Annotated in this window: 15 protein-coding genes; 11 read left to right on the forward strand and 4 right to left on the reverse strand. The window is 63.0% G+C overall.

Features of this window, described 5'->3' with window-relative positions; translation table 11 throughout:
• Positions 1-9: 9 nt before the first annotated feature.
• Both O0881_RS15190 and O0881_RS15195 read right to left on the reverse strand, forming a co-directional pair.
• A complete protein-coding gene (locus O0881_RS15190) occupies positions 10-882 on the reverse strand; it encodes a M90 family metallopeptidase (RefSeq protein ID WP_289911991.1) in 873 nt (290 codons plus the stop codon).
• 278 nt (positions 883-1,160) lie between these two features.
• Positions 1,161-1,661, reverse strand: a complete 501-nt coding sequence (locus O0881_RS15195; RefSeq protein ID WP_010396453.1) for a winged helix-turn-helix domain-containing protein — start codon at positions 1,659-1,661, stop codon at positions 1,161-1,163.
• Positions 1,662-2,139: 478 nt separating this feature from the next.
• On the opposite strand from O0881_RS15195, the gene O0881_RS15200 reads away from it, so the two are divergent.
• The 10 genes from O0881_RS15200 to O0881_RS15245 all read left to right on the forward strand — a co-directional run bounded on the left by O0881_RS15200 (position 2,140) and on the right by O0881_RS15245 (position 14,193).
• Positions 2,140-2,376 (forward strand): hypothetical protein, encoded by a 237-nt coding sequence (locus O0881_RS15200; protein WP_289911992.1) that lies wholly within the window; start codon positions 2,140-2,142, stop codon positions 2,374-2,376.
• 381 nt (positions 2,377-2,757) lie between these two features.
• A complete protein-coding gene (locus O0881_RS15205; protein ID WP_289906482.1) occupies positions 2,758-3,759 on the forward strand; it encodes an ABC transporter substrate-binding protein in 1,002 nt (333 codons plus the stop codon).
• Positions 3,760-3,789: 30 nt separating this feature from the next.
• Complete coding sequence (locus O0881_RS15210; RefSeq protein WP_099380440.1) at positions 3,790-4,611, forward strand: ABC transporter permease; 822 nt, start codon at positions 3,790-3,792, stop codon at positions 4,609-4,611.
• A gap of 11 nt (positions 4,612-4,622) precedes the next feature.
• Positions 4,623-5,414, forward strand: a complete 792-nt coding sequence (locus tag O0881_RS15215; RefSeq protein ID WP_077401587.1) for an ABC transporter ATP-binding protein — start codon at positions 4,623-4,625, stop codon at positions 5,412-5,414.
• A gap of 234 nt (positions 5,415-5,648) precedes the next feature.
• Positions 5,649-7,556 (forward strand): ATP-binding protein, encoded by a 1,908-nt coding sequence (locus O0881_RS15220; RefSeq protein WP_289906481.1) that lies wholly within the window; start codon positions 5,649-5,651, stop codon positions 7,554-7,556.
• Positions 7,543-8,889 carry a sigma-54 dependent transcriptional regulator gene (locus tag O0881_RS15225; RefSeq protein ID WP_034758888.1) on the forward strand — a complete coding sequence of 449 codons (1,347 nt, stop codon included), beginning with the start codon at positions 7,543-7,545 and terminating at the stop codon, positions 8,887-8,889. Before O0881_RS15220 ends, O0881_RS15225 begins: the two co-directional genes overlap by 14 nt.
• 104 nt (positions 8,890-8,993) lie before the next feature.
• Positions 8,994-9,302 carry a hypothetical protein gene (locus O0881_RS15230; RefSeq protein WP_289911993.1) on the forward strand — a complete coding sequence of 103 codons (309 nt, stop codon included), beginning with the start codon at positions 8,994-8,996 and terminating at the stop codon, positions 9,300-9,302.
• Between the two features lie 75 nt (positions 9,303-9,377).
• Positions 9,378-10,058 (forward strand): hypothetical protein, encoded by a 681-nt coding sequence (locus O0881_RS15235; protein ID WP_289911994.1) that lies wholly within the window; start codon positions 9,378-9,380, stop codon positions 10,056-10,058.
• 92 nt (positions 10,059-10,150) lie between these two features.
• Entirely contained in the window at positions 10,151-12,469 is a 2,319-nt protein-coding gene (locus O0881_RS15240; RefSeq protein WP_289911995.1) for a DUF3274 domain-containing protein, read from the forward strand.
• 101 nt (positions 12,470-12,570) lie between these two features.
• The gene (locus tag O0881_RS15245) at positions 12,571-14,193 is read left to right on the forward strand and encodes a DUF2875 family protein (protein WP_289911996.1); all 1,623 of its coding nucleotides are present in this window, start codon (positions 12,571-12,573) and stop codon (positions 14,191-14,193) included.
• Here O0881_RS15245 and pbpC read toward each other — a convergent pair whose 3' ends face one another.
• Both pbpC and O0881_RS15255 read right to left on the reverse strand, forming a co-directional pair.
• Positions 14,194-16,311, reverse strand: coding sequence for a penicillin-binding protein 1C (pbpC, locus tag O0881_RS15250; protein ID WP_354670215.1), 2,118 nt, complete (start codon positions 16,309-16,311; stop codon positions 14,194-14,196).
• Positions 16,308-22,067: an MG2 domain-containing protein gene (locus O0881_RS15255; RefSeq protein ID WP_289911997.1), complete on the reverse strand. Its 5,760-nt coding sequence runs from the start codon at positions 22,065-22,067 to the stop codon at positions 16,308-16,310. Before O0881_RS15255 ends, pbpC begins: the two co-directional genes overlap by 4 nt.
• A gap of 20 nt (positions 22,068-22,087) precedes the next feature.
• On the opposite strand from O0881_RS15255, the gene O0881_RS15260 reads away from it, so the two are divergent.
• Entirely contained in the window at positions 22,088-22,348 is a 261-nt protein-coding gene (locus O0881_RS15260; RefSeq protein ID WP_289911998.1) for a hypothetical protein, read from the forward strand.
• The last annotated feature ends 159 nt before the right edge of the window (positions 22,349-22,507 follow it).

Genomic DNA, 22,507 nt, shown 5'->3' on the forward strand with positions numbered 1-22,507 from the left:
CGTTCCCGCTTACCAGTGCGGTGCGTAGTTGGGGAATGGCGAGGCCATGTGTTCGGCTTCCACGGGCGGCGCCATCCAGTCGCGCGGGTCGACCTTGTAGTACTGCAAGAATTGCGCATACAGTTCTTCATGGTGTTCCGCCATCTGGTACGGCTTTTCAAAGAAGGTTTCCGTGGCCACGGCAAAGAATTCGGCGGGATTGGTGGCGCCGTAATGGTCCATCACGCTTTGCTGCTGGTACATGGCGTCGTGGCGCAGGTTGTCGAAGTCGCGCGACAGCACGGTGGCCCAGCTGCGGTAGCTCGACACGCTGGGCAGGTAGGGCGCGCCATTCGCGGCGCCCGATTCGCTGTCGAGCTGGTGGGCGAATTCATGCAGCACGACATTGTGGCCGTCGCTCCAGTCGGCCGCGCCCCGCTGCACGTGGTCCCAGGCCAGCACCACGCGGCCATCGCCCCAGGATTCGCCCAGCAAGCCATTCGCCGACGGCGTCACCACGCCGCCCGGCCCCACTTCATTGCGCGTGACGATGAATTCCGTCGGATACACGAGGATGGTGTCGAGTTCGGGATACACCTGCGTCTGGCGGTTCAGCAGCAGCAAGCAAGCCTGGCCGGCAATCGTATAGCGCATCTCGTCCGTGATTTCCAGGCCGCCGCAGCCGACGAATTTCTTTTGATACAGGAATTGCACGACGAGGCGGCGCAACTGCTCCTGCAGCGGCGCCGGCATATGCTTATAGACGGGGATATTGTTCTCCAGCACGGCCAGGCCTGCGGCCGGCAAGGGTTTCGCCAGGGCCCGCTTCAAACGCCAGCGGGGGAACCACAGCGAAAAGACGATGGCCACCGTGACGAGGGCGATCCACAGCAGCGGGTTCATGCGGCGGCCCGTTTCAGGACAATAAGAGCAATGCAGGAGAACACGGCGTAGGCAGACAAGGACAAGCTCCTTCAAGTGAACCCGCACGGCGCGGGCAGCAGTCCAGCCCACATGGGGATGCTTGCAGTCTTTTCAATCAGACCACGTTCAATCGACTCACCTCGGATGGTTCGGCATAACGCCAAAAGCCGGGTCGCAACCCGGCTTTCGACATGCGTCTGATAATACGAACTACAAGCGACGCCCGCCAGCCGCCAGGCGGCCGTTCAAGCGCCGTATTACTCGGCAGCCTTTTGCTGCGGCGCACCAAACAGGGCGGCGACCAGCGGATCGCGCGTCACGGGACCACGGTTGACGCGGATGGCGTAATGCGTGTCATCGGCCAGGATGTGGAAGTGACGGCCGCTGCCTGCCATGCTTTGCTCGCGCAAGCCTGGACGATCCTTGCGCGGTGGCGCGCCTTCGCGTTTTGGCTGGACGATGGCGGCCAGGAAGGCGCGCACGCGCTCAGGGTCTGGCGTCAGCTGGTACACTGCCTTGCCCAGGTAGGTGGCGGTGCCTTCGATGTAGCGGGCCAGTTCGATCACGCCCGCTTCGCGCAGGTCGCGGATGTATTTGCGGGCGCCCGATGGCGAAAACTTGAGGAACCAGGCGATTTCGTCGGCCAGCATCTCGTGCAGCGACAATTCGCCGATCAGCTTTTGCATGTTTTCGATGCGGCGCAGGGTGGCCGACGTCGAACGCACGCGCTCGATCGGTGCCATGGAAATGGGATTCATGCGTTCCGGGGGGATAGGTGCTGCGCGTTCTACCATTTGCGAGCCTTTTTCGGGGCTACGAAGTTCCTGGTGCGCTGCCTTTAATTCGCTCTTCACGTGAGACTGAGTCATTGCATGCATTTGAATACTCCTTTTAAACGATTGCCGGTAGCCCGGATTGTTAAGTTCTTGGCAATTTTTATACCAGAACACCACGAATCCTGAGCGTCTGGGCACAGAATGCCCGTGTCGGCGGCTGCGGTCTGTGCGTTAACGAACATTAGAAGCAAGAAAGTGAAAAATATTGCCCTACTGAATTCTTTCTCTCGTGGCATCTAAAAAAGACATCTAAAAACCGGCATGACGAGCCTGTGCCGCCATTCGTGGCGCAAAGTGAAATAGCGAACAGAAGCGGAAACGCCATTGCAATAAATTCAAGCTTCGCGCGCGGCGCCTGCCGCCCGCATCGCGAATCTTCGACTCTTGCAAAGGAAACATCATGAAAATGCCCGCCCTGTTGGCCGCCGCCTTGCTTGTCACCCTGTCCGCCTGTAAAAAACCGGCCGAGCCGCCCCTGCCCGAAACGGCGCCCAATCCCGCTTCCACGCCACAAGTGATGCCTGCCCCCGTCGCGCCAGCCATGCCGGAAGCGGGTGCCGGCAGCACGACGCCGCCTGCGCCGCTGACCGATCCCGCCACCGCGCCCGCCCTGCCGCCGGCCACGGCGCCGAAGTAAGCCTACAGTCGAGGCCGGCACACGGCCTCAGACGGGCGCCCGCGCGGCGCCATCCCTACTCCACGGGGGAGTTACGCGTTGCCAGCCTGTTTGCAACGCGTTTTTTTACGATTGGAGTCGGCCACGCCCTGAAGGTTCACCGGCATGCGGCCCCGAAAATGCGGCAATCCGCACAGCCTTTCCCCTCGTCGTGCGGAAAGACGGAATCACGCCATTTCCTATTTTCACTAGATTCAAATTAAACCTTTATAAACAATCACTTGCAATAAACGTCAAAATGCGCTCCACTGGCACGGAAGATGCTTTTATATTTTCATAACCGCCGTCAGAGCGGCAGCCCGACCCACTATATAAAACCATCTACCTTTTGGAGACAACAGCATGGCACGCACCTTCCGCATCTCGTCCTTCCTGAACACCAAGGCACTGACCGTCGCCGTCGCACTGGCCGCGCAATTCCCGCTGGCCGTCCATGCGGCCGACCTGGTCCGCCTGGGCAACCTGAAATTCGCCCATTACGGCGCCGTCGCCTACATGAAGGAAATCGCGCCCAAATACGACTTGAAAATTGAAGAGCGCATCTTCGCCAAGGGCCTCGACATCGTGCCGGCCATGATTGCCGGTGAAATCGACGTGTCCGCCAGCGCGCTGGAAGCGGCCATCACGGGCCGCGCCACGGGCTTGCCCGTGTACCTGGTGGGCGGCTTCGCCAAGGGCGGCGTGCAGATCGTCGGCCGTCCCGACCTGAACATCAAGGGCATCGCCGACCTGAAAGGCAAGAAAGTCGGCGTCACGCGCGGCGGCCCGCAGGAAATCCTGCTGTTTGCCGAATTGACCAAGGCCAAGCTGACCTGGTCCGACAAGCCGGGCAAGGACGTGCAAATCCTGTACATGGGCTACCCGGACTTGAACCAGGCGCTGCTGACCAAGGATATCGACGTCATGAGCCAGTCCGAGCCGTACTCGACCCAGGCCATCCACAAGAAATACGGCGCGGCCATCATCAAGCCTTACGACACGCCGCTGGGCGAGCCCGTGCGCGCCCTCGTGATGACGGAAAAGATGTACAAAGAGAAACCTGCCGTGGCCCAGCGCTTCATGGATTGCTTCGTCGCCGCCACGCGCGCCTTCCTGGCCGACCCGAAACTGGCGGAAAAATACGTGCGCGAATCGATGTTCAAGAACCAGATCACCACCGAGGATTACCGCGACGCCATCGACAACGCCATCTTCACGGAAGACATCACGCAAAGCCACGTGCAGCTGACCACCGATTACATGGTGAAATTCGGCGTGGGCCGCATGGCCAAACCGCCTGCAGCACAGGATTGGGTCAAGCTGGACCTGCTGGACAAAGCCAAGAAGTCCTATGTTCCACGCTAACCATGACCACGCTAATCTGAAAGTATCACGATGAATATTCAAATGATGAAACGCTTCGCGCACGGTGCCGCCGTGCCCGTGGCCGTGCTGCTGCTGTGGCAAGCCATGTCGACGTTCGGCTGGATCAACCCGCAAATCCTGCCCTCGCCCGTGGCCGTACTGGTGAAATGGTATGAATACCTGGTGCCGATGGAAGCCTACACGCCCGAAACGGGCAATTACCTGGTGTGGATGTTCTCCGGCGAGTTGCCGCATGACGCCTGGGCCAGCCTGTCGCGCGTGCTGGGCGGCTTCGCCATCGGCGCCGGCCTGGCCTTGCCGCTGGGCTTGCTGATGGGCACCAACAAGACCATCTATAAACTGTTCGACCCGCTGGTGCAGGTGCTGCGCCCGATTCCGCCCATCGCCTACATTCCGCTGGCCATTTTGTGGTTCGGCCTGGGCAACCCGCCCGCCTTCTTCCTGATCAGCATCGGCTCCTTCTTCCCCGTGCTGATGAATACCATCGCCGGCGTGCGCCAGGTCGACGGCATCTACATCCGCGCCGCGCGCAACCTAGGCGCCAGCCAGATGACCATGTTCCGCCGCGTCATCCTGCCGGCCGCCACGCCCTACATCCTGGCGGGCGCGCGCATCGGCATGGGCACGGCCTTCATCGTCGTGATCGTGGCGGAAATGATCGCCGTCAATAGCGGCCTCGGTTTCCGCATCCTGGAAGCGCGCGAATATTTCTGGTCTGACAAGATTATCGCCGGCATGTTCACCATCGGCCTGTTCGGCCTGGCCATCGACATGGCCATGAATGCCCTGAATAATCATTTGCTGCAGTGGCACCGCGGCCTGGAACACTGAGAGGAACGGCCATGACCACGATCAATATCAATGCAGTCAATAAAATCTTCACCACGGGCGGCGCGGACGTCATCGCCCTGAAGGATATCAACCTGGAAATCGCCAGCGGCGAGTTCATTTGCCTGCTGGGACCATCCGGCTGCGGCAAGTCGACCCTGCTGAACGCCATCGCCGGCTTTTCGCAGCCGACGTCGGGCCAGATCCTGGCCGGCGGCAAGCTGATCACCGAACCCGGTCCCGACCGCGGCATGGTGTTCCAGGAATACGCGCTGTTCCCCTGGATGACCATCGAAAGCAATATCGCTTTCGGCCTGGAAATCGCCGGCAAGACGCCAGCCGAAATCAAGGAACGGGTCGACATGCTGCTGAGCATGCTGGGCTTGACGGAATTCCGTGCCCGCTACCCGAAAGACTTGTCGGGCGGCATGCGCCAGCGCGTGGCGATTGCCCGCGTGCTGGCCCTCGATTCGCCGATCATGCTGATGGATGAACCGTTCGGCGCGCTGGACGCCTTGACGCGGCGCAACCTGCAAGATGAATTGCTGAAAATCTGGAAAGTCTTCGGCACCACCATCGTGTTCGTCACGCACTCGATCGAGGAATCGATCTACCTGGCCGACCGCACCATCGTCATGACCTACCGTCCCGGCACCATCAAGCGCGACGTGGCCATCGAACTGCCCCGCCCGCGCGACCCGAGCGACCCGGAGTTCAACCGCCTGAAGCGCATGCTGGGCGAGATGGTGATGGAAGAGCAACAGCGTCATCATAACGCCGAGACGATGGCCAGCACCGCTGATTAGTGGTGTCTGACCAAACCTACTGCGCGTCGGTATAGGCGGCCTGCGATGCTCACCGTACTAGAGTACGGTTCCGCTTCTCGGCCACCTCTCCCTTCCGCTCGCTACGGTTTTGTCAGACACTGCAACTTTGCATGTCAGTCGTAAATCAGGATTCACCCATTCGGGTGAATCCCGCCGTACACTACCATTCCTTCTTTGCGGCACACGCAAGCTTAACCCGACACACGGAGCACCATGGCATTCGGCAAATGGACCCTGAGACCCGCGCTCGGCCCCCTGCTGGCCGTGGGATCGCTGGTCGTGCTGACGTGGGCGTCGTATGCCTGGGTCAAGCAGCGCCAGCTCGATGAATTGCACCGCACGCTCGATTCGCGCGCGGAACTGTATGCGGCGTCCATCGGCGGCGCCCTCAACAAGTACGAATTCCTGCCCCTGGCCGTGGCCCAGAGCGATGCCGTGGCGCAATTGCTGGAACAGCCCAGCGCCGACAAGGTCACGCAGATCAACGCCTACCTGGTCGACATGAACCGCCGCGCGGGCGCCTTTGCCGTCTACGTGCTCGACGACAAGGGCACGACCCTGGCGTCGAGCAACTGGCAAGACCGCAGCTCGTACGTGGGCGTCAACTACGGTTTCCGGCCCTACTTCAAGGATGCGATCGCGGGCGGCATCGGGCGCTTCTACGGCATCGGCGCCTCCACCTTCGAGGCCGGCTATTTCATTTCGCAACCTGTGCAGCGCAACGGGCGCATCATCGGCATCGTCGCCGCCAAGGTCAACCTGGACTGGATCGAGCAATCGTGGCGCACGCCCGGCGCCGGCGAGCAGATCTGGGTCAAGGATGCAAATGGCGTGCTGATCCTGGCTACCACGCCCGCCTTCAAGTTCAAGACCCTGGCGCCCCTGTCGCCGGCCGCGAAGAACGATATCAGCGCGCAGCGCCAGTTCCTGCAGGAAAACCTACCCATCTTGCCGCACCGGTTGCGGCGCCAGTTCGCCGATGGCGCCAGCGTGATGACGCTGGAACGTCCGCAGACGGGCGATACGCCCGCCCTGTCCGGCAACGCAGACTATCTGGCCGTGAACCGCGCCCTGGGCCCGCTGCAATGGAAGATCACCGTGCTGGCCGAGCTCGACCAGGTCGACGAGGCGGCGCGCAACGCTGCCATCGCCGCCGCGCTGGGCTGGGCCTTGCTGTTGCTGGCCCTGATGTATGCGCGTCAGCGCCGGCGCCGCATCGCCGACAAGCTCAATGCGCAACAGACGCTGGCACGCGCCTATGAACAGCTGGAAATCAAGGTCGAGCAGCGCACAGCCGACCTCGTGCACGCGAATGGCCGCCTGCAGGCGGAAGTGGCCGAGCGCGAGCGGGCCGAGCAGACCCTGCGCTATGCCCAGGCGGAATTGGTGCAAAGCGGCAAGCTGGCCGCCATCGGCCAGATGGCGGCCGGCGTCACGCACGAGCTGAACCAGCCGCTGGCCGCCCTGCAGACCTTTTCCGACAATGCCAAGGTGTTCCTGGCGCGCGGGCGCATCGACGACGCGCTCGACAACCTGTCGACCATTTCCGACCTCGTCAAGCGTCTCGGCTACGTCACGTCGCAATTGAAAGGCTTTGCGCGGCGCAGCGACGATGCCCGCAAACCCGTCAGCGTGCGCCAGGCGTTTGCGCAAACCATGCTGCAAATCCGCACGCGCAAGCATTCGCAGCGGCTGACCCTGCATGAAAGCTGGCTGGAGGACGACATCATCGTCCTGTGCAACGCCATCGGCCTGGAACAGGTGTTTACCAATCTGATCACGAACGCCATGGATGCCGTGCCGGAAAACGAGCCCGTGCAGATCTGGTTCCAGGTGCGCCGCGAAGGCGACCTCGCCGTGCTGCATATCACCGATAATGGCCCCGGCATCCCGCTCGCTTCGCTGGACAAGATCTTCGACCCCTTCTATACCACCAAGGAACACGGGCTGGGCTTGGGATTGTCGATCAGCGCTGGCATACTGCGCGCGGCCGGCAGCGCATTGGCCGTGCGCAACCGCAGCGCGCAGGAAGGGGGCGGCGCGCAATTTACCATCACCCTCAGCTGCGCCCCGGGGGAAAAGAATAAAGAGACAGAGGAAACACCCGATGCACGAGAATAATTTTGAAGGCATGCAAGTGCTGCTGGTGGAAGACGACGCCGTCGTGCGCAAGGGCGCGCGGCAATCGCTGGAGCTGGCGGGCTTGCAAGTGACGGCCGTCGCCACGGCCGAGGAAGCACTGCCCTACCTGGTGCCGGAATTTGCGGGCATTTTATTGAGCGATATCAAGCTGCCCGGCATGGATGGCTTGAAACTGCTCGATATCGCCGTGGCGCAGGATGCCAGCCTGCCCGTCATCCTCGTCACGGGCCACGGCGACGTGTCGATGGCCGTGGGCGCCATGCGCCGTGGCGCCTACGATTTCATCGAAAAACCGTTTTCCGCCGACTTGCTGGTGGAAGTGTGCCGCCGCGCCCTGGATAAACGCCATTTGGTGCTGGAAAACATGAACTTGCGCCGCCAGCTCGAACAGCGGGTCGGCATCGAGGCGCGCATCGTGGGCCGCAGCGCGGCCATGGCCAAGGTGCGCCAGCTGGTGCTGAACCTGGCGCCGAAATCGGCCGACATCATCATCCTCGGCGAAACGGGGACCGGCAAGGAACTCATCGCCCGCTGCCTGCACGATTTCAGCGAGCGGCGCGACCACCCGTTCGTGGCCATCAACTGCGGCGCCCTGCCCGAATCGATCTTCGAATCGGAACTGTTCGGCCACGAGGAAGGGGCATTCACGGGCGCGCAGCGCCAGCGCATCGGCAAGATCGAATACGCCAACGGCGGCACTTTGTTTTTAGACGAAATCGAAAGCATGCCGCTGGCCCTGCAAGTGAAACTGCTGCGCGTGCTGCAGGAACGCCAAGTGGAACGGCTCGGCTCCAACAAATTGATTTCAGTCAATTTCCGCGTCATCGCCGCCGCCAAGGAGGATTTGAATGTGCTGGCGGAACAGGGCAAGTTCCGGCCCGACCTGTATTACCGCCTGAACGTGGCCAGCCTGACCCTGCCCGCCCTGCGCAACCGGCGCGAGGATATCCCGCTGCTGTTCGAATTCTTCGTACTGCAGGCGGCCTTGCGCTACGGTCAGCCGGCCGCCCTCGTCAGCGGCGAACTGATCGCCTCGCTGATGGCGCAGCGCTGGGCCGGCAATGTGCGCGAGCTGCACAATGTGGCCGACCGCTTCGTGCTGGGCCTGCTCGACGACACCCTGAGCCCGGCAGGCTGCCGCGAAGCATCCTTGGCCGAACAAGTCGACACCTTCGAAATTTCCATCATCGAGGAAGCCTTGCGCCGCCACAATGGCAACGTCATCGACGCGGCTGCCAGCCTGAATATCCCGAAGAAGACCCTGTACGACAAGCTCAAGCGCTTCGATATCTCGACGGAACAGTTCCGTTGATCTGAAGCAAATAGCCGACACGGCCATGAGGCGGCGTCCTACCCGTGCGGACGGACTCCTGTGTGAGAATGCAAGCTCAACCTCATTTCTCACAGGATACCGCCATGAAAACCGCCGCTCTCTTGCTGGCCGCCACCCTGATGACCGTCGGCGGCGCCTGGGTGCAAGCCCAGTCGACGACGAATGTGAACCAGACGGGCAACCACACCAACAATGCCAGGGACCCTGGCCAGCAATCGGACCAATCCGACAAGCTCGATAACAAAGGCAAGCCGATCCACGACGCCAAGCCCGGCAAGACGCGCACGGACAAGCGCACGCGGCGCGGCAAGCCCGTGGCCACGCCGGACACCCCGGCCGCCAGCGGACCGGCCACCGCGCCGTCAGCGACGCCAGTCGCACCGGCCCGCTAAGTCTGCCTCCAGCGCTGCGCCACATTGCTCCAAGGCACGCTATCATCGCGCCTTTGCAATATATCCAGGATGACAATGAAAGCAGCATGGTGTGGAATGGCGGCGGCCAGCGTATTCGCGGCCGCGAGCGTACAGGCGGCGCCCACGGTGGGCGAATGCATGGAATTGACGACAGGCATCAAATTCAGCAAGAACAATGGCGACGCGCAAGTCAACGTCGAAGAGATGTTCGAGGGCAAGAAACAGAAAGGCACGCAGCTGATCCTCGACGGCGGCGTGCTGCTGGCCACGTCCTACCAGGATATCCGCGACGGCCAGGTCTTCCTGACGGGCGCCATCCACTACAACGAAGACGGCACCGTGCGCAGCAAGAACGTCTACACGCCGCAGTCCGCCATCCCCGCCAACATGCGCCCGGGCCAGGAAGTGCGCGTGCAGTTCACGGACACGCAAACGAGCACCCACTACCCGCTGGCGGGCCTGTCCGACAAGATCACCACCTCCACGCGCACCGATAAACGCGATTTCTCCATCACCTTCCTCGGCTGGGAACGCCTGGAACTGGGCGGCCGCCGCTTCCCAGACGCCTGCAAGTTCGAACTGCGCGACGTCGGCGGCAAGAGCCGTGGTAAAAGCGGCGAATACGTGTGGTACGCGCAAGGCTATGGCGCGATCATGACGGACAAGCTGGACAAGGATGGCGACGTGCAGCCCGCGTACCGCATCGCGCTGACGAAGATCATCAGCGCGCCGTAAGGACGCCTTCTTTTCCGCAATGCTTGCGGAAACGCAATTAATCAGTCATCCCGCCCCTCTACACTGACCTGTCTGGTCAGCCTGGAGCGGCGATGGCGTATCCCAAACTTCCGTATATCAGCGGCAAGAGCACCGCCCTGCTGCACTGCGACCGCACGCAGGAAGCCATCGTGCGCATCCGCCCCGAACTGCCGGGCAACGTCATCGTCATCCATGGCGTCAATGACGTGGGCACGAGTTTCAGTGCCGTGGAAAAGGGGCTGTGCCAGGGACTCGACGCGCGCATGTACGGCGGCGGCCACGTTTTCACCCCAGCCGCCTACCGCCTGCCGCAAGAGGCCGACAAGCGTGAAACCATCGCCGACCCGGACGATGTGTATTTCAAGCGCAAGCCTGATGAGGCGACGTACAGCCCCGTCATTCCGTTTTACTGGGGCTTTCGCGAACGCGGCAACGCCAGCAAAGTGGTCAACGGCCAAAACACTGACCGCTACGGCAACCGCCTGGACAAGGACATGTCGAAGAACGGCGGTCCGTTCGGCAATGCCACCAACACCCTGCCCGACATGTGGAACAAGGGGCTGTTTTCACCCTACGATGTGGGCGGCGACCCCGTGCGTCCACTGATGACGGCGCCGGGCCGCATGTACATGGTGCTGGCGGCCAAGCGCCTGGCCGCGCTGATCGCCATGATCCGCGACTACGACAGCAACGACGTGGTATCCATCGTCGCGCACAGCCAGGGCTGTCTGATCTCGCTGCTGGCGCAAGCCTTCCTGCTCGATGAGGGCAAGCGCCCCGCCGACACCCTGATCCTCACGCATCCGCCCTACAGCCTGGTGGAAGACACGACGATGTTTTTCGGCGCGGCGGAGGCGAGCCGCATCTTCGGCGGCGGCCGCGATGCTGTGATGGAAAGCCAGTACGACGCCATCGACAACCGCCAGACCCTGCATGCACGCTTGCAAACCCTCGTACAGATCGTGCAGGGCGTGGTGGCAAAAAAGCACGCCACGCCCGCCTTTGCGCACATCAAGGATCACACGATCTGCCATGGCATGGCGGGCGCCGCATGGCGCGCGGAAGCGGACCGCGACAACCGGGGCAAGGTTTATCTGTACTTTTGCCCCGAAGACATGACTGTGGCGCTGGATAATATGCAGGGCATAGGCTGGCAAGGCATACCCGACCACGTCGATGGCCATGGCCTGTCCAAAACCAAGGGCAAGACGAACAAAAGCATCTGGGGCGACGGCCCCACCTACTGGGAAAAGGAATTCCAGCGCCGCCAGCCGCTGGCGGAACTGGGCAAAGGGTTTTACCAGCGCGTATTTACCAACAAACAACGCCCCGATGCGGCCGGCAAGAACCGCGGGCCGGTGCCGGTGGGCCTGCCGCCGCACGACTTCGCCCTGCGCGTGGAAGGCGAGGATGACCATGCCCACGTGGCGGGCGCCAACCGGGGTCACCGCGCCAGCCATGACGAAGCGCCCTGGCCGCCCGTCAAGCCCAGCAAATGGAATGTCTTTTCCACGGCAGCGGGAAGGCGCGAAGGCTTGCGCACGATCAATGGCGAAGCGCTGCGCGTACCCAGGGCGGCCGTGCTGGACGGCGGCGAGATCCGCCCTGGGCAATTCCCGAAGGATTCCGACCAGGCCAGGCTGCCGCGCGACCAGCAAGGACCGTGCGAGGAAGTCGACCCGATCGACGCGGCCATCGCGGTGACCAGCAAGCAAGGTTTGCGCATGCGCAAGCAGGAAATCATCGCCGACCCGCGCCCGCTAAAACACCGCATTCCCGAATTCGGCGCCGGCATGTTCGGCGCGGGCGAGCGCGAGCAAGTGGAAAAGGCCCTGAACCTGGGCAAGGAAGCGGGCGACCAATGCAAGCTCGACCGCGTCTCGCGCCACCCGGGCGGCGGCGACAGGCTGCGCGTGGACCGCGAAGAAACCCCGAACGAGGCGCGCCAGCGCTGGCAGAACGAGGTCAGCCCCAAATCCTTCCACGGCGCCATCATCGGCAACGCGGAAAACCACCGCAACGTGACTGCGTATGACGTGGCCATCGGCAGCGGGAAGGCGAGCAGCGATCCGAGGTTTTACCGGTATTTGTGTGCGGTGGCGGATTGGCGGCTGCAAAACGACAAAAAAAATCCTATAAGACAATCCATCCTGAGATGGGAGGATTTCATGAAAAAATTTGCAGCCTATTGGGCTGCAGAACCTCTACAACGCAAGCAAATCATTGAAGGTAATGCCCATTATTACAGTTCGGGAGAGTTACCAGCCTTTGTGCCCGCATTGCAAGCAGGCCTGCCGTCTACCGTCATTTGTGAAATAGTCAACGGTAGACGCACTGAGTCGCTCATCACTCCGGTCGTCCATAAATCAAGCGACGATATTCCAAGATGAAAAATTTATTCCCACGCTGGCAGTATTCGATTGGTGCAGCTGCCATCGTGTTGGCACTGCTACTAATGTTCATTCCATCCCCTTTCTTGCTGGAGTTCACAATGAGCAGAAAAATATGGAAGCACCTGCAATGGTTCTTGCTGATCCCCCCCATCGTGGCAGCTACATTGCTCGGCTCTCGCTGGCTGCATTCGCCCAAGCCCGTGGCCGTCGCAAAGCCGCAAGTGCAGCAGGCGGCGCCTAGCGAACAGGACAAGCGGGAATATGTGCTGGAAGTGATCGGTCTCGGCGTCACCCTGGACAAATACCGGCAGGGAAAACTGTGGGAAGCGCTGCAGCAGGGAAACGCCTATGCCAGCATCCGCGAACGGGACAAGGAAAAGTACACCTGGGATGCCATGCAAAGAGCTGGAATAGCAGGTGGCCGCGGTGGCGACACACTGGAGAATGGGGCGAGGGATACTCCCATGTATTTTGGCGTCCCCGTTTTCAATGCTGAGCCACCAATCTTTAATTCGCGCATGCTGGACAGCCCCGACTCTCCAGCCATAGGCCTGGCCGGTGGCGCCGCGTCATCCGGTCTGCACTGGCATCTGTTCGCCAGTGGTCCACGCCGCCTGAGCGAACATCCGGACCGCATCCTGGAAGACGTGTTCGCCTTTTTCGATGCCCATCCCGACGTGCCTTACATCGTGCTCAATTCCGAAGACAGCATGCCCACGCGCAACCTGTACAGCCCGGACAACTCTCCGTCGCTCACACATGACGGCCGCTACATTCCCGAAATGCCCGACGCCTCGGCCCTGTTCGTGCTGGCCCGGCGCGAACGCATCGATGCCGTGCGAAAGTTCGCCTACGACGATGCGCCGCCCGAGGACAGCGTCGATGACTTGAATACCTACGGCGTGGCGCGGCGCCTGTATCTGGCCTACTATGACTTGATGGGCACCGTGCCCCAGGAACGTCTGGAAAGCGACCCGGCAGCCACCACCCGGCGCCAGCCCTCAATCGCCGAATGGCTGCCCGTCGCCGCACAATTCGCGCAGCGTCCCGACATCCGTGGCACAGGCAGCTTCAGCATGCTCGACAAGCTCCAGCACAAGACCTATCATCCGCCGAAAGAGTGGCAGCCCACGCCCTGGTTTCCTGTGCCCTTCAACAAGGAACAGTTGGCGCAACTGGACCGCCTGCCGACCTTCGGCTTCATCCACAGGCCCACGTTCGTCAGGATGACGGATGAACACGGCAAGCCGCTCACGCGCCGCGACCAGCGCGAACAGGCCTTGCAGGCGGGCTGGCAGGAGGCCCTGCACAGCTTGCCGGAAGCCGAGCGCCCCGCCGCCCCGGCACGCCTGGTCGCCGCCACGGGCGGCAAGCAGGCGCAACTAATTGCATTGCACAAGACCTTGTTGAAACATGCGGAAGACGGCGGCACGGAACTCGACAGCGGCAAGCCGCAGCAGTGGATCGATACGGACCAGCGCCTGGGCAACACGGGCGCGGCCACTCTGTTCGTGCAAATGGCCGTCGGCGTGATGGGCAGCTACCGCGACGGCGGCGTCAGCGCCGTGGTGAATCTGCGTAATCCGGAAGAAGCGACCATCGTGCTGGTCAGTCCGCCATCGGACGAAAGACGCCGCACGCAAAAACACCCGCACGGCGGCGATGTATTGCGGCATTACGTCACGCCAGCCATCGACCCGGCGAACTATCCATCGAACTGATTACTTACCCTGTGCGGCAAGCTGCGCCAGCGCATTTCCCCGCACCTGGAACGCCACCCGCGCCACCGTCTTGCCGGCGTCGTCGACGAGGGCCAGCGCGTGCTTGCCGGGCACGGGGCGCCAGCTGATGCTCTCCGCTGCACCGCCCAGGTCCTTGCCGTCGAGCACCCAGCGCAAGGCGTGGCTGCCCTGGGCCTGGAAGAATACGCGCTGCAAAGCGGGCGGGATGTCGGGGTCGATGGCGAGGATGCTGTCGTCGGCCGGATAAACGATGGCGGGCGGCTTCACCGTGTCGCCCACGACGGCGATGACGGGGCTTTCCGTGCCGGCAATAAACCATTCGCGGCGCGGCGCTTCCAGCGCGGGCTGGTACGCCACCATTTGCTGCAGCACGCCGGGCGGCGCTTTCGGCGCATGGCTGGGCACGTTCTTGTGCAGGTAATCCATGACGTCGCGCCACACGGGCGCGGCGCCCGTCACGCCCGACACGTCCCACATGGGCTTGCCATCGAAGTTGCCCACCCACACGCCCACCGTGTAGCGCGCCGAATAGCCCATGCACCAGTTGTCGCGCATGTCCTTGCTCGTGCCCGTCTTGACGGCGCTCCAGAAATTCGTCCCCAGTTCGTTGCGCAAGCCAAAGGTCATGCTGCGCGCGGCGCGGTCGGCCAGGATGTCGCCCACGATGAAGGCGGCGCCCGCTTCCATCACGCGGCGTTTGTCCTTGCCAGCCTGGCCCGGCTGCAGGCTGGCCGTGCTGTACAGCCCGCCATTCGCCAGCGCGCGGTAGGCGTTGGCCAGTTCCAGCAAGGTCACTTCGGACGAGCCCAGCGCCAGCGAAGGGCCGTAGTATTCGGCCGGTTCCGTCAAGCTGGACAGGCCCACGTCCGTCAGGCGGTTGTAGAAGCCGTCCTGCCCCGTCAGCAATACCGTGCGCACGGCGGGAATATTGAGCGAACTGGCCAGGCTGGTGCGGGCGCTGACGTATCCCTTGAAATTGCGGTCATAGTTTTGCGGCGCATACATGCCGGACGCCGTGGCGACGTCGAGCGGCGAGTCGTCCATGACGGACGCGGCCGTCATCAGCCGGCGCTCGATGGCCAGTTCATACAGGAATGGTTTCAAGGTGGAACCAGCCTGGCGCAAGGCCGCCACGCCATCCACATGACTGCCGCCCGCATTGCCGACATAGGCGAGAATCTCTCCGCTGCGGTTGTCGAGCACGATGATGGCGCCATCGTTGACATTGCGCTCGCGCAAGGATGCCAGTTGCTGGCGCAGATTTTCCTGCGCGAAACGCTGCAAGGGACCGTCGAGCGTGCTGGCCACTTGCGCGCCCGGCTGTTTCAACAGTTGCTGCGCCACTTGCGGCGCCGGCGCCAGGTCCGCGTACAGCGCGTTGCGCTGCAAGGCCGTCTGCACGCGCTGGCCGATCAGCTGGCAACTGCTGTCCATGCGCCATTCCTTCGCCAGCGCGCAGGCGCGGCGCGTGACGGTGGCCGGCGGCGCGTTCGGCGCCCGCACGAGGCTGGCCAAAATGATGCCATCCGTCTGGTTCAGGCCCGACGGCGCCTTGCCGAACAGGCTGTACGAGGCGGACGCGATGCCCTGCAATTCGCCGCGGAACGACACGAGGTTCAAATACGCTTCGAAAATCTGCGCCTTGCTCCAGCTATCCTCGATCGCCTGGGCGGCGCGCATCTGGTCCCACTTCTGGCGCAGGCTGCGTCCGCCCGAGGATGCCTGCAAGTCCGCATCCAGCTGGCCCGCCAGCTGCATGGTGATGGTGGAAGCGCCCCGGGGTTTCTTGGAAAACAGATTGTCCCAGACGGCCGTGGCTAGCGCGGACACATCCACGCCGCCGTGGCGCATGAAGCGCTGGTCTTCCGCCAGCAGCACGGCTTGCTGCACGGCGGGCGAGATGTCGGCCAGCGGCACCCACGGCAAGCGCCGCACCTTCATATCCACGCGCAAGGATTGCAGGGGCGCGCCGCTGCGGTCCAGCAATTGCGCTTCCGAACTGCGGTAGGCGGCCTGCACCTGGGCCTGCGTCAGGACCACCTCGGCGAGAACCTGGCCGGCCAGCAGGCAGCCCGTGACAAAAATCAAACTCTTCACTGCCCCACCTTCACATTCGCGTTCGGCGACTCGCCAAACATTTCCGGCGAATACATGGCTTCGATGCGCGTGGCGGGCAGGCTGAAATCCCCGGCATTGTTCAGGCGCACCGTGTATTCCACGCTCCAGTTACCCTTCGGCACGAAGGCGTAATAGGCGCGGAAGGCGTCGAAGGCCCGTTCCTCGAACGTGGGCCAGACCCAGCCCGTGGATTTTTCGCCGGCCGTCAGCAGCTGCGAATCGCGGCCCAGGCCGTTGCCCAGCACCGTGGCGCTGGCGGGGATCGGGTCGTCGACCACCACCCAGCTCATGTCCGCCTGCGCCGACAAGTCCAGGCGCACGCGGTAGACGTCGCCGCGCGACCACGCACCCGCCGTCTTCTGTTCCACGGGCGTAATGGTTTTCTTGATCGAGTAACCGCTGGACACGGGCGCCTTGAGCGGGATGGCGGCCAGGCTTTGCACGGTGGCCCACGGCTTGCCCGTGCCGCTGTGCGCCAGACCCAGGGTGTCCGTGCCTTTCGGCCACGCTTGCAGCACGGGCCCCACTTTCGCCGCGCCATTCCACACGAGCGCTTGCGTATCGCTGCCCAATTTGACGGCGCTGGCGCCCGTCACGGGGGTGGACTCGAACTTGGCCGAGAACTTGGCAATCGCCAGGGTACCCCAGGCGTTGGCCACCGTGGTATCCCAGCGGCCCTTCTTCTGGCGGCCCATGCTGCCGCGCACGAGGCGGCCGATGTCATCTTTCCAAGCGGGATTGTCCATCACGGCCAGCAACAGCCGGTTGGCGTTGACGTCGCCGGACACCATCAGCCACCACCAGTTATCCTTGCGCTCGGTGGAAAAGCCCATGGTCGTGCCCTGGAAGTTCAGGCGCGAACGCAGAATCTGCTGCGCCTCGGCCAGCAATGCATCGCGGCGCGCCAGGCTTGGCGTGCGTTGCAGCAACAAGCTCCAGTCGATGATGGCCGACGTCGGCCACAGGTTCGGGTTGATGCTGATGCTCTCCAGGGCGTCGGGCGGCACCTTGTTGGAACGCGACAGCGCTTCCAGCGCGGCCAGCTTGCGCACGGCCAAGTCGGTCGTGTCCAGCGCGGAACGGCGCACGAGGCGGCCTTGCACGAAGGCCGTCAAGGCTTCTTCCATGCGGTTCTTCGTCTGTTCGGGAATCGCATAGCCCGCCTCCCTCGTTGCCGACAGCACATACGCCGTCAAGCTGTCGCTGCCCTGCTCCATGATGGGGAAGTATTTCAGCATGCCATCGCTGTCCAGGTAGGCGGGCAAGCTGGCGGCCAGCTTGTTCCACGCCTCCTGGTCTTGCAGGGCGATGGCTTTCGACGTGTTTTGCTCGAAGCAGGTGTACGGATACGCAGCCATGTACTCGCGCACGCCGGGCAGTTCGCCGCCCAGTTTGGCGACAAAGCTGGTCTGGATGCCGCCCCGGCCCGGCAAGGCGCCGGCCGGCATTTGCACGGACATATTGACGGGCTTGTCGATCTGCTGCAAGGTGGCTTGATACGTGCGCACGGGCGTGGCCTGGCCCACTTTTTGCGTGATTTTCAGCTTGTCCGTAGTGTTGCCAGACCCGCTACCCGCCTTCGCGCCGATCTCCCACACAATGCTGGCCGCGCCGAGCGGCACCTGGTAATCCCAGCCCACTTCGCGCGCCTCGCCCGCCGCCAGGGTCACACTCTGGCGCGGCAAGGCCTTGCCGGCCGCCGTGGCGTTGAGGTCCACGTTCAAGGATGTGGCCGAGGTGTTGCGCACGGTGAATCCCGCGCGCAACTGGTCGCCTTCGCGCACGAGGGTCGGCAAGCCGGACAGCAGGATCAAGTCTTGCGAGCTGCGGATGTCCGTGCTGCCCGTGCCAAACAATTCCTTGCCGGCACTGGCGATGGCGACGATGCGGAAGCCCGTCAGCGAATCGTTGAGCGGCACTTGCACCATCGCTTCGCCCTTGGCGTCGAGCTTGACGGTGCCCTTCCAGAACAGCAGGGTGTCGAACAGTTCGCGGCTGGCGCCCTTGCCGCCGCCACCGCCGGCCGGGAAGGCCTTGCGGCCGAAGTGGCGCTTGCCGATCACCTGCATCTGCGCCGTCGCCGTTTCCACCTGCAGGCTGCGCTGCGCCATCATGGTATCGAGCAACTTCCAGCTATCGTTGGGCATCAGTTCCAATAAACCCGTGTCGACGGCCGCCAGCGCCACTTCCGCGCCGGCCGGCAAGGCTTTACCGTCGGCGCGGCGCACGCGCACGGACACTTCCGCCTTGTCGCGCGTCTTGTACACCTCCTTGTCGGACACGACCATCACGTTCAGTTCATGCGCCTGCCAACCCACGTTCAGCGGTGCGATGCCCATCTTGTAGGCTGGCTTGCCCAGGTCGACCAGGGCCGTCGGCTGCACGCCATCGACCCTGCCCCGCACGACAAACACGGATACATACACATTCGGCGCGTAATTCGGTTTGACAGGGATAGCCACCACCGGTTCCCGGCCATTGAGCTGGCGCACATAGGTGTCGAGGATGCCTTCGCGCTCGACCGTGATCAGGGCCGTGCCCGAGCGGAAGGGCATGCGCACTTGCAAGCTCGCTTCCTGGCCCGGTTCATAGCGTTTCTTTTCAGGCAAGACGTCGATGCGGTCATTGTCGCTGGCGTTGAACCACCAGTCGCCGCTGCCGGCCACCCAGGTTTCGCGGTTGGCGACGGCCGCATTGCCGGCACTGTCCTGCGTGCGGGCGCGCAGTATCAGATTGCCGCTGGCGGGCGCCTTCACGTCGCAGATCAAGAGGCCCTTGTTGTCCGTCTTGCCCGAGCACGCGGGGCCCAGCTTGACCACTTCGCTGCTGTTTTCATATGCATAGAAGCCGCCGATCAGGCGCCGGCGGTGCGAATAGCTGTTGCGCTGGAAGAAATCCACGGCAACGGGGGCGTTCGCCACGGGCTTGCCATTGGTGCCCAGCACGGCCACAGTGAACTTGAACGCATCCTTGCTCAAGGCCCAGGCGTCGGGCTTGATGCCGATCACATAGTTGGACGGCCACAGCGGCACCCGCGCAGCCACCGAGGCTGTCTCGCCATTCGCATCCTGGAAGGCCATTTCCGCCACCAGGTCGCGCGGCGTGGACAGCTGCGGCAGCTGGTCGATGACGATGCGCGCGCCGCCCGCCTTGTCCAGGGTCAAGCTTTGCGTGCGCGCGGCCGCCGCGCCCGCGCCGGCCGCGCCATGGCCTTCGTCCTGCCATTCGCCCTCATCGTCGTCGTAGCCCGTGCCCTGCTTGACGAGCCCCTCCTTCACGTCGCCATTGCTGAAGCTGTAATCGGGATAGTCGGCAAACGTCACGCTCTTGTCTTGCAGCACCGTGCGCAGCTTGACGGGCGCATTCGTGGCGGCGCCGCCGGCCAGATAGGTGATTTGCGCATCCAGGGCCAGCTGCTTCGCCTGCACGGCGGGGGCCTTCGGTCCCTGCAGCACGGCTTTCATGGTGGGCACGCGGAACGCTTCTACGCGGAAACTGCCGGAAGGACGGCCCGCCATCGTCACGCTGTACTCGCCCTGCTTGGCGTCGGCGGGAATGAGCCAGTCGCTTTCCGCCGTGCCGCCGGCCGACCAGCGCAGGGGCAATTGGTAGTTCTGGTCGCTGCCCTGGTGCGTGATGACGATGGAGGTGGCGCTGCCGGGGCCGTTGTTCTTGTCGACCAGGCTCATGCCTTCGCCCGTGTGCTTGCGGATGAAATGCTTCATGTGCACGGTTTCGCCGGCGCGCAGCAAGGTGCGGTCGAATACGGTGGCCAGCAAGGTGTTGTCGGCGCGCGTGTCGTCCGTGGGCAAATTGAAGCGCCAGGCTTCGATGCCGCCCACCCAGTCCGACAGGGTGAACGTCATGTCGCCGCCGCTGCGCGCACTGATAAAGTAGCGGCCATTGTTCTTGCAGCTGGAATTGGCCAGCTCGCCGGGAATGTGTGCCACGCCGTCCGCGCCCGTGGCGCCTTGCCACAGCAGCTTGCCGGCGCAGTCGCGCACGGCCACTTGCGCTTTCGCAACAGGCGCGCCCTTGTCCAGCGACGTCACCCACACGAGCGACGATTGCGCGCCATGCTTGAAGTGGGCCGCCAGGTTCGTCACCAGCGCGGCCGTGCGGATGTAGGCCGTCGTCGGTTTGCCCAGCAGCACTTTGCCCAGGATGGGGCTGGCCAGCTCGACCACGTAAAAGCCCGGCTTCTGCAACGGGATGCCGATCACTTCAAAGGTTTTCTTGCCGTCCGGACGGGGCAAGCTGAGGGGGCGCGTACCGGCCGCGTCCGCCAGCACGGATTTGCTCATGTTGCCCGCATACTGGGCGTACGGCTGCCAGTACTCTCCCCCGTCGCCATTGCCGGCCAGGCGCCGCATCCACTCGATGACGAACTTGTCGTCATTGTCGGGCACGCGCAAGGTGGCGCCCGTGGCGGCGGCTGGCTGGGCGATTTCCTTGCCAGACAGCACGGGCTCGATATTGCGCACGGTGACGGGCAGCAAGCCGTCGCCCTTCGCTTCGATGATGCCGAACGGGGCCGGGAACTTGAGCAGCGGCGGCTGTTCGCCCGTGCGCACCGTCATGGGGAAGCGCGCGCGGTTGAGCAAGGCGCGGCCCGCGTCATCCGTCAATTTCGGCGGCAAATTCAGCACGAAACTGGCTTGCACGGGAAACGGACCGTTGAAGGTGGCGCCGTACAGGAATTCCGCCTTTTCCTCGTCTTTTGATATCGTCGGCGCATACGTCTTGCCGCCGCCCTTCAAGGTCATGGCGCGCACCTGCGCCGCGCTCACGGGCGCGGAAAACTGCACGCGCATGGGCAGGAAGGGAATGCACTGCTCCTTCGGGTTGCTGCGTTCGCAGCTGAACTTGGCCGTAAAGTCGGGCCGCGTCTTGAACTGCAGGGTTTGCGCCTTGTCCGTGGCGATGCCGCTGGCGCTGGCAATGCCCTCGCCCCACACGAGCGACACCTTGGCGTTGGCGGGGAAGCTGCGCTTGCATTGCAGCACGGTAACGGGCAGCGGCGGCGCGCCCTTGCTGGCGACGGGCATGCCCACCTTCCACAGCGTGCCCCGCTTCTTGAAATACACGGTCAGGTAGCGGTCGAGAAAACTCTTGCGCAGGGTCAATACCTGCTCCAGTTCCTTGCCTTTGAGCAAGCGCACGGGAATCTTTTCATTGATGCCATCGGCGCGGCAATACGCGTTGGCGGCCACGCTGGCCTCGTTCGGCGCGGCGTCCAGGCCCAGCACGAAGATCTGGTTTTCATCGATATACGGCTGGCCGTCATATGGTACGGCCTCGACGATGGCCGGGCCGCCCGTGGAAAAGCGGTAAGCGCCAGTGCCCTGCAATGCCTGGCCCGCCACGTCCTTCAGCCCCGCTTTCAAGGTAAAGCTGCAGGCCACGCCGGCCGGCAAGTCGCGCTCGAAATCGTAGTTCCAGTTGCGCTCGTCGGCCCAGCGTCCCGCGCCCGCCACGACGGCAGGCTCGGCCTTGCCGCAATCGATGGCGAACGGCGCGGGCAAGCCCATGTCGCCGAACGGCACCATCGGCGTGGCGAACTGGGCCCGCACCTGGCGCACGGCCTTGACCGTGCCGCTGGGCGAAAACAGGGACACGCCGCTATCGGCCCAGGCCGGCATGGCCAGACCCGGCGATAGCAGCAGGCCCAGCAGACATAGCGGGCCCAGTTTGCCAGACAGCGGGGAGGAAACAACACGGGGGTGATCAGGCACGGGTGACTCCTTGATGAAAAGTGGCGGAGCTGGCTGCGGCGCGTAAAAGTTGCCTGGAAGAAGCCCGGCAAGGCAACAGAACGCGGCAGGAATACAACATCAATGTAATATTAGTTATCAAGCTCATCATTGTTGCTAATATACAGTGGCACGCTGGTAACAAGTCGTACGATTGCCTCTGGTCGCGGCGCCAGGAAGTGGCCGTGATTGCAAAAGTTTCCCGAGGCGAATTAGTTTTTTTCAACACCGAAGTCTTTGTCGTGAATCTGCAACACCATTGATATACAACAATGCTTTGTGCGCCAACGCACCGACCAGTTGAACCTGCAACCGTATTCTCTAGTCCAACAGCAGTGCATTTATCGCAAGAAAGCGCACCTGGAATTGTTGTCTACCTCTAGCAATAGCATGTCTGGCAGTTGTCGCATTGATGCAGTAGA

The organism is Janthinobacterium sp. SUN100 (genome assembly GCF_030397705.1).
Classification (GTDB): Bacteria; Pseudomonadota; Gammaproteobacteria; order Burkholderiales; family Burkholderiaceae_D; genus Janthinobacterium; species Janthinobacterium kumbetense.

Bases quoted from the DNA above. Each gene is read 5' to 3' on its own strand.
- O0881_RS15235 (WP_289911994.1), top strand. From the start codon at position 9,378: ATGAAAGCAGCATGGTGTGGAATGGCGGCGGCCAGCGTATTCGCGGCC.
- O0881_RS15210 (WP_099380440.1), top strand. From the start codon at position 3,790: ATGAATATTCAAATGATGAAACGCTTCGCGCACGGTGCCGCCGTGCCC.
- O0881_RS15220 (WP_289906481.1), top strand. From the start codon at position 5,649: ATGGCATTCGGCAAATGGACCCTGAGACCCGCGCTCGGCCCCCTGCTG.
- O0881_RS15195 (WP_010396453.1), bottom strand. From the start codon at position 1,661: ATGAATCCCATTTCCATGGCACCGATCGAGCGCGTGCGTTCGACGTCG.
- O0881_RS15225 (WP_034758888.1), top strand. From the start codon at position 7,543: ATGCACGAGAATAATTTTGAAGGCATGCAAGTGCTGCTGGTGGAAGAC.
- O0881_RS15245 (WP_289911996.1), top strand. From the start codon at position 12,571: ATGAGCAGAAAAATATGGAAGCACCTGCAATGGTTCTTGCTGATCCCC.
- O0881_RS15230 (WP_289911993.1), top strand. From the start codon at position 8,994: ATGAAAACCGCCGCTCTCTTGCTGGCCGCCACCCTGATGACCGTCGGC.
- O0881_RS15215 (WP_077401587.1), top strand. From the start codon at position 4,623: ATGACCACGATCAATATCAATGCAGTCAATAAAATCTTCACCACGGGC.
- O0881_RS15190 (WP_289911991.1), bottom strand. From the start codon at position 882: ATGAACCCGCTGCTGTGGATCGCCCTCGTCACGGTGGCCATCGTCTTT.
- O0881_RS15200 (WP_289911992.1), top strand. From the start codon at position 2,140: ATGAAAATGCCCGCCCTGTTGGCCGCCGCCTTGCTTGTCACCCTGTCC.
- O0881_RS15240 (WP_289911995.1), top strand. From the start codon at position 10,151: ATGGCGTATCCCAAACTTCCGTATATCAGCGGCAAGAGCACCGCCCTG.
- O0881_RS15205 (WP_289906482.1), top strand. From the start codon at position 2,758: ATGGCACGCACCTTCCGCATCTCGTCCTTCCTGAACACCAAGGCACTG.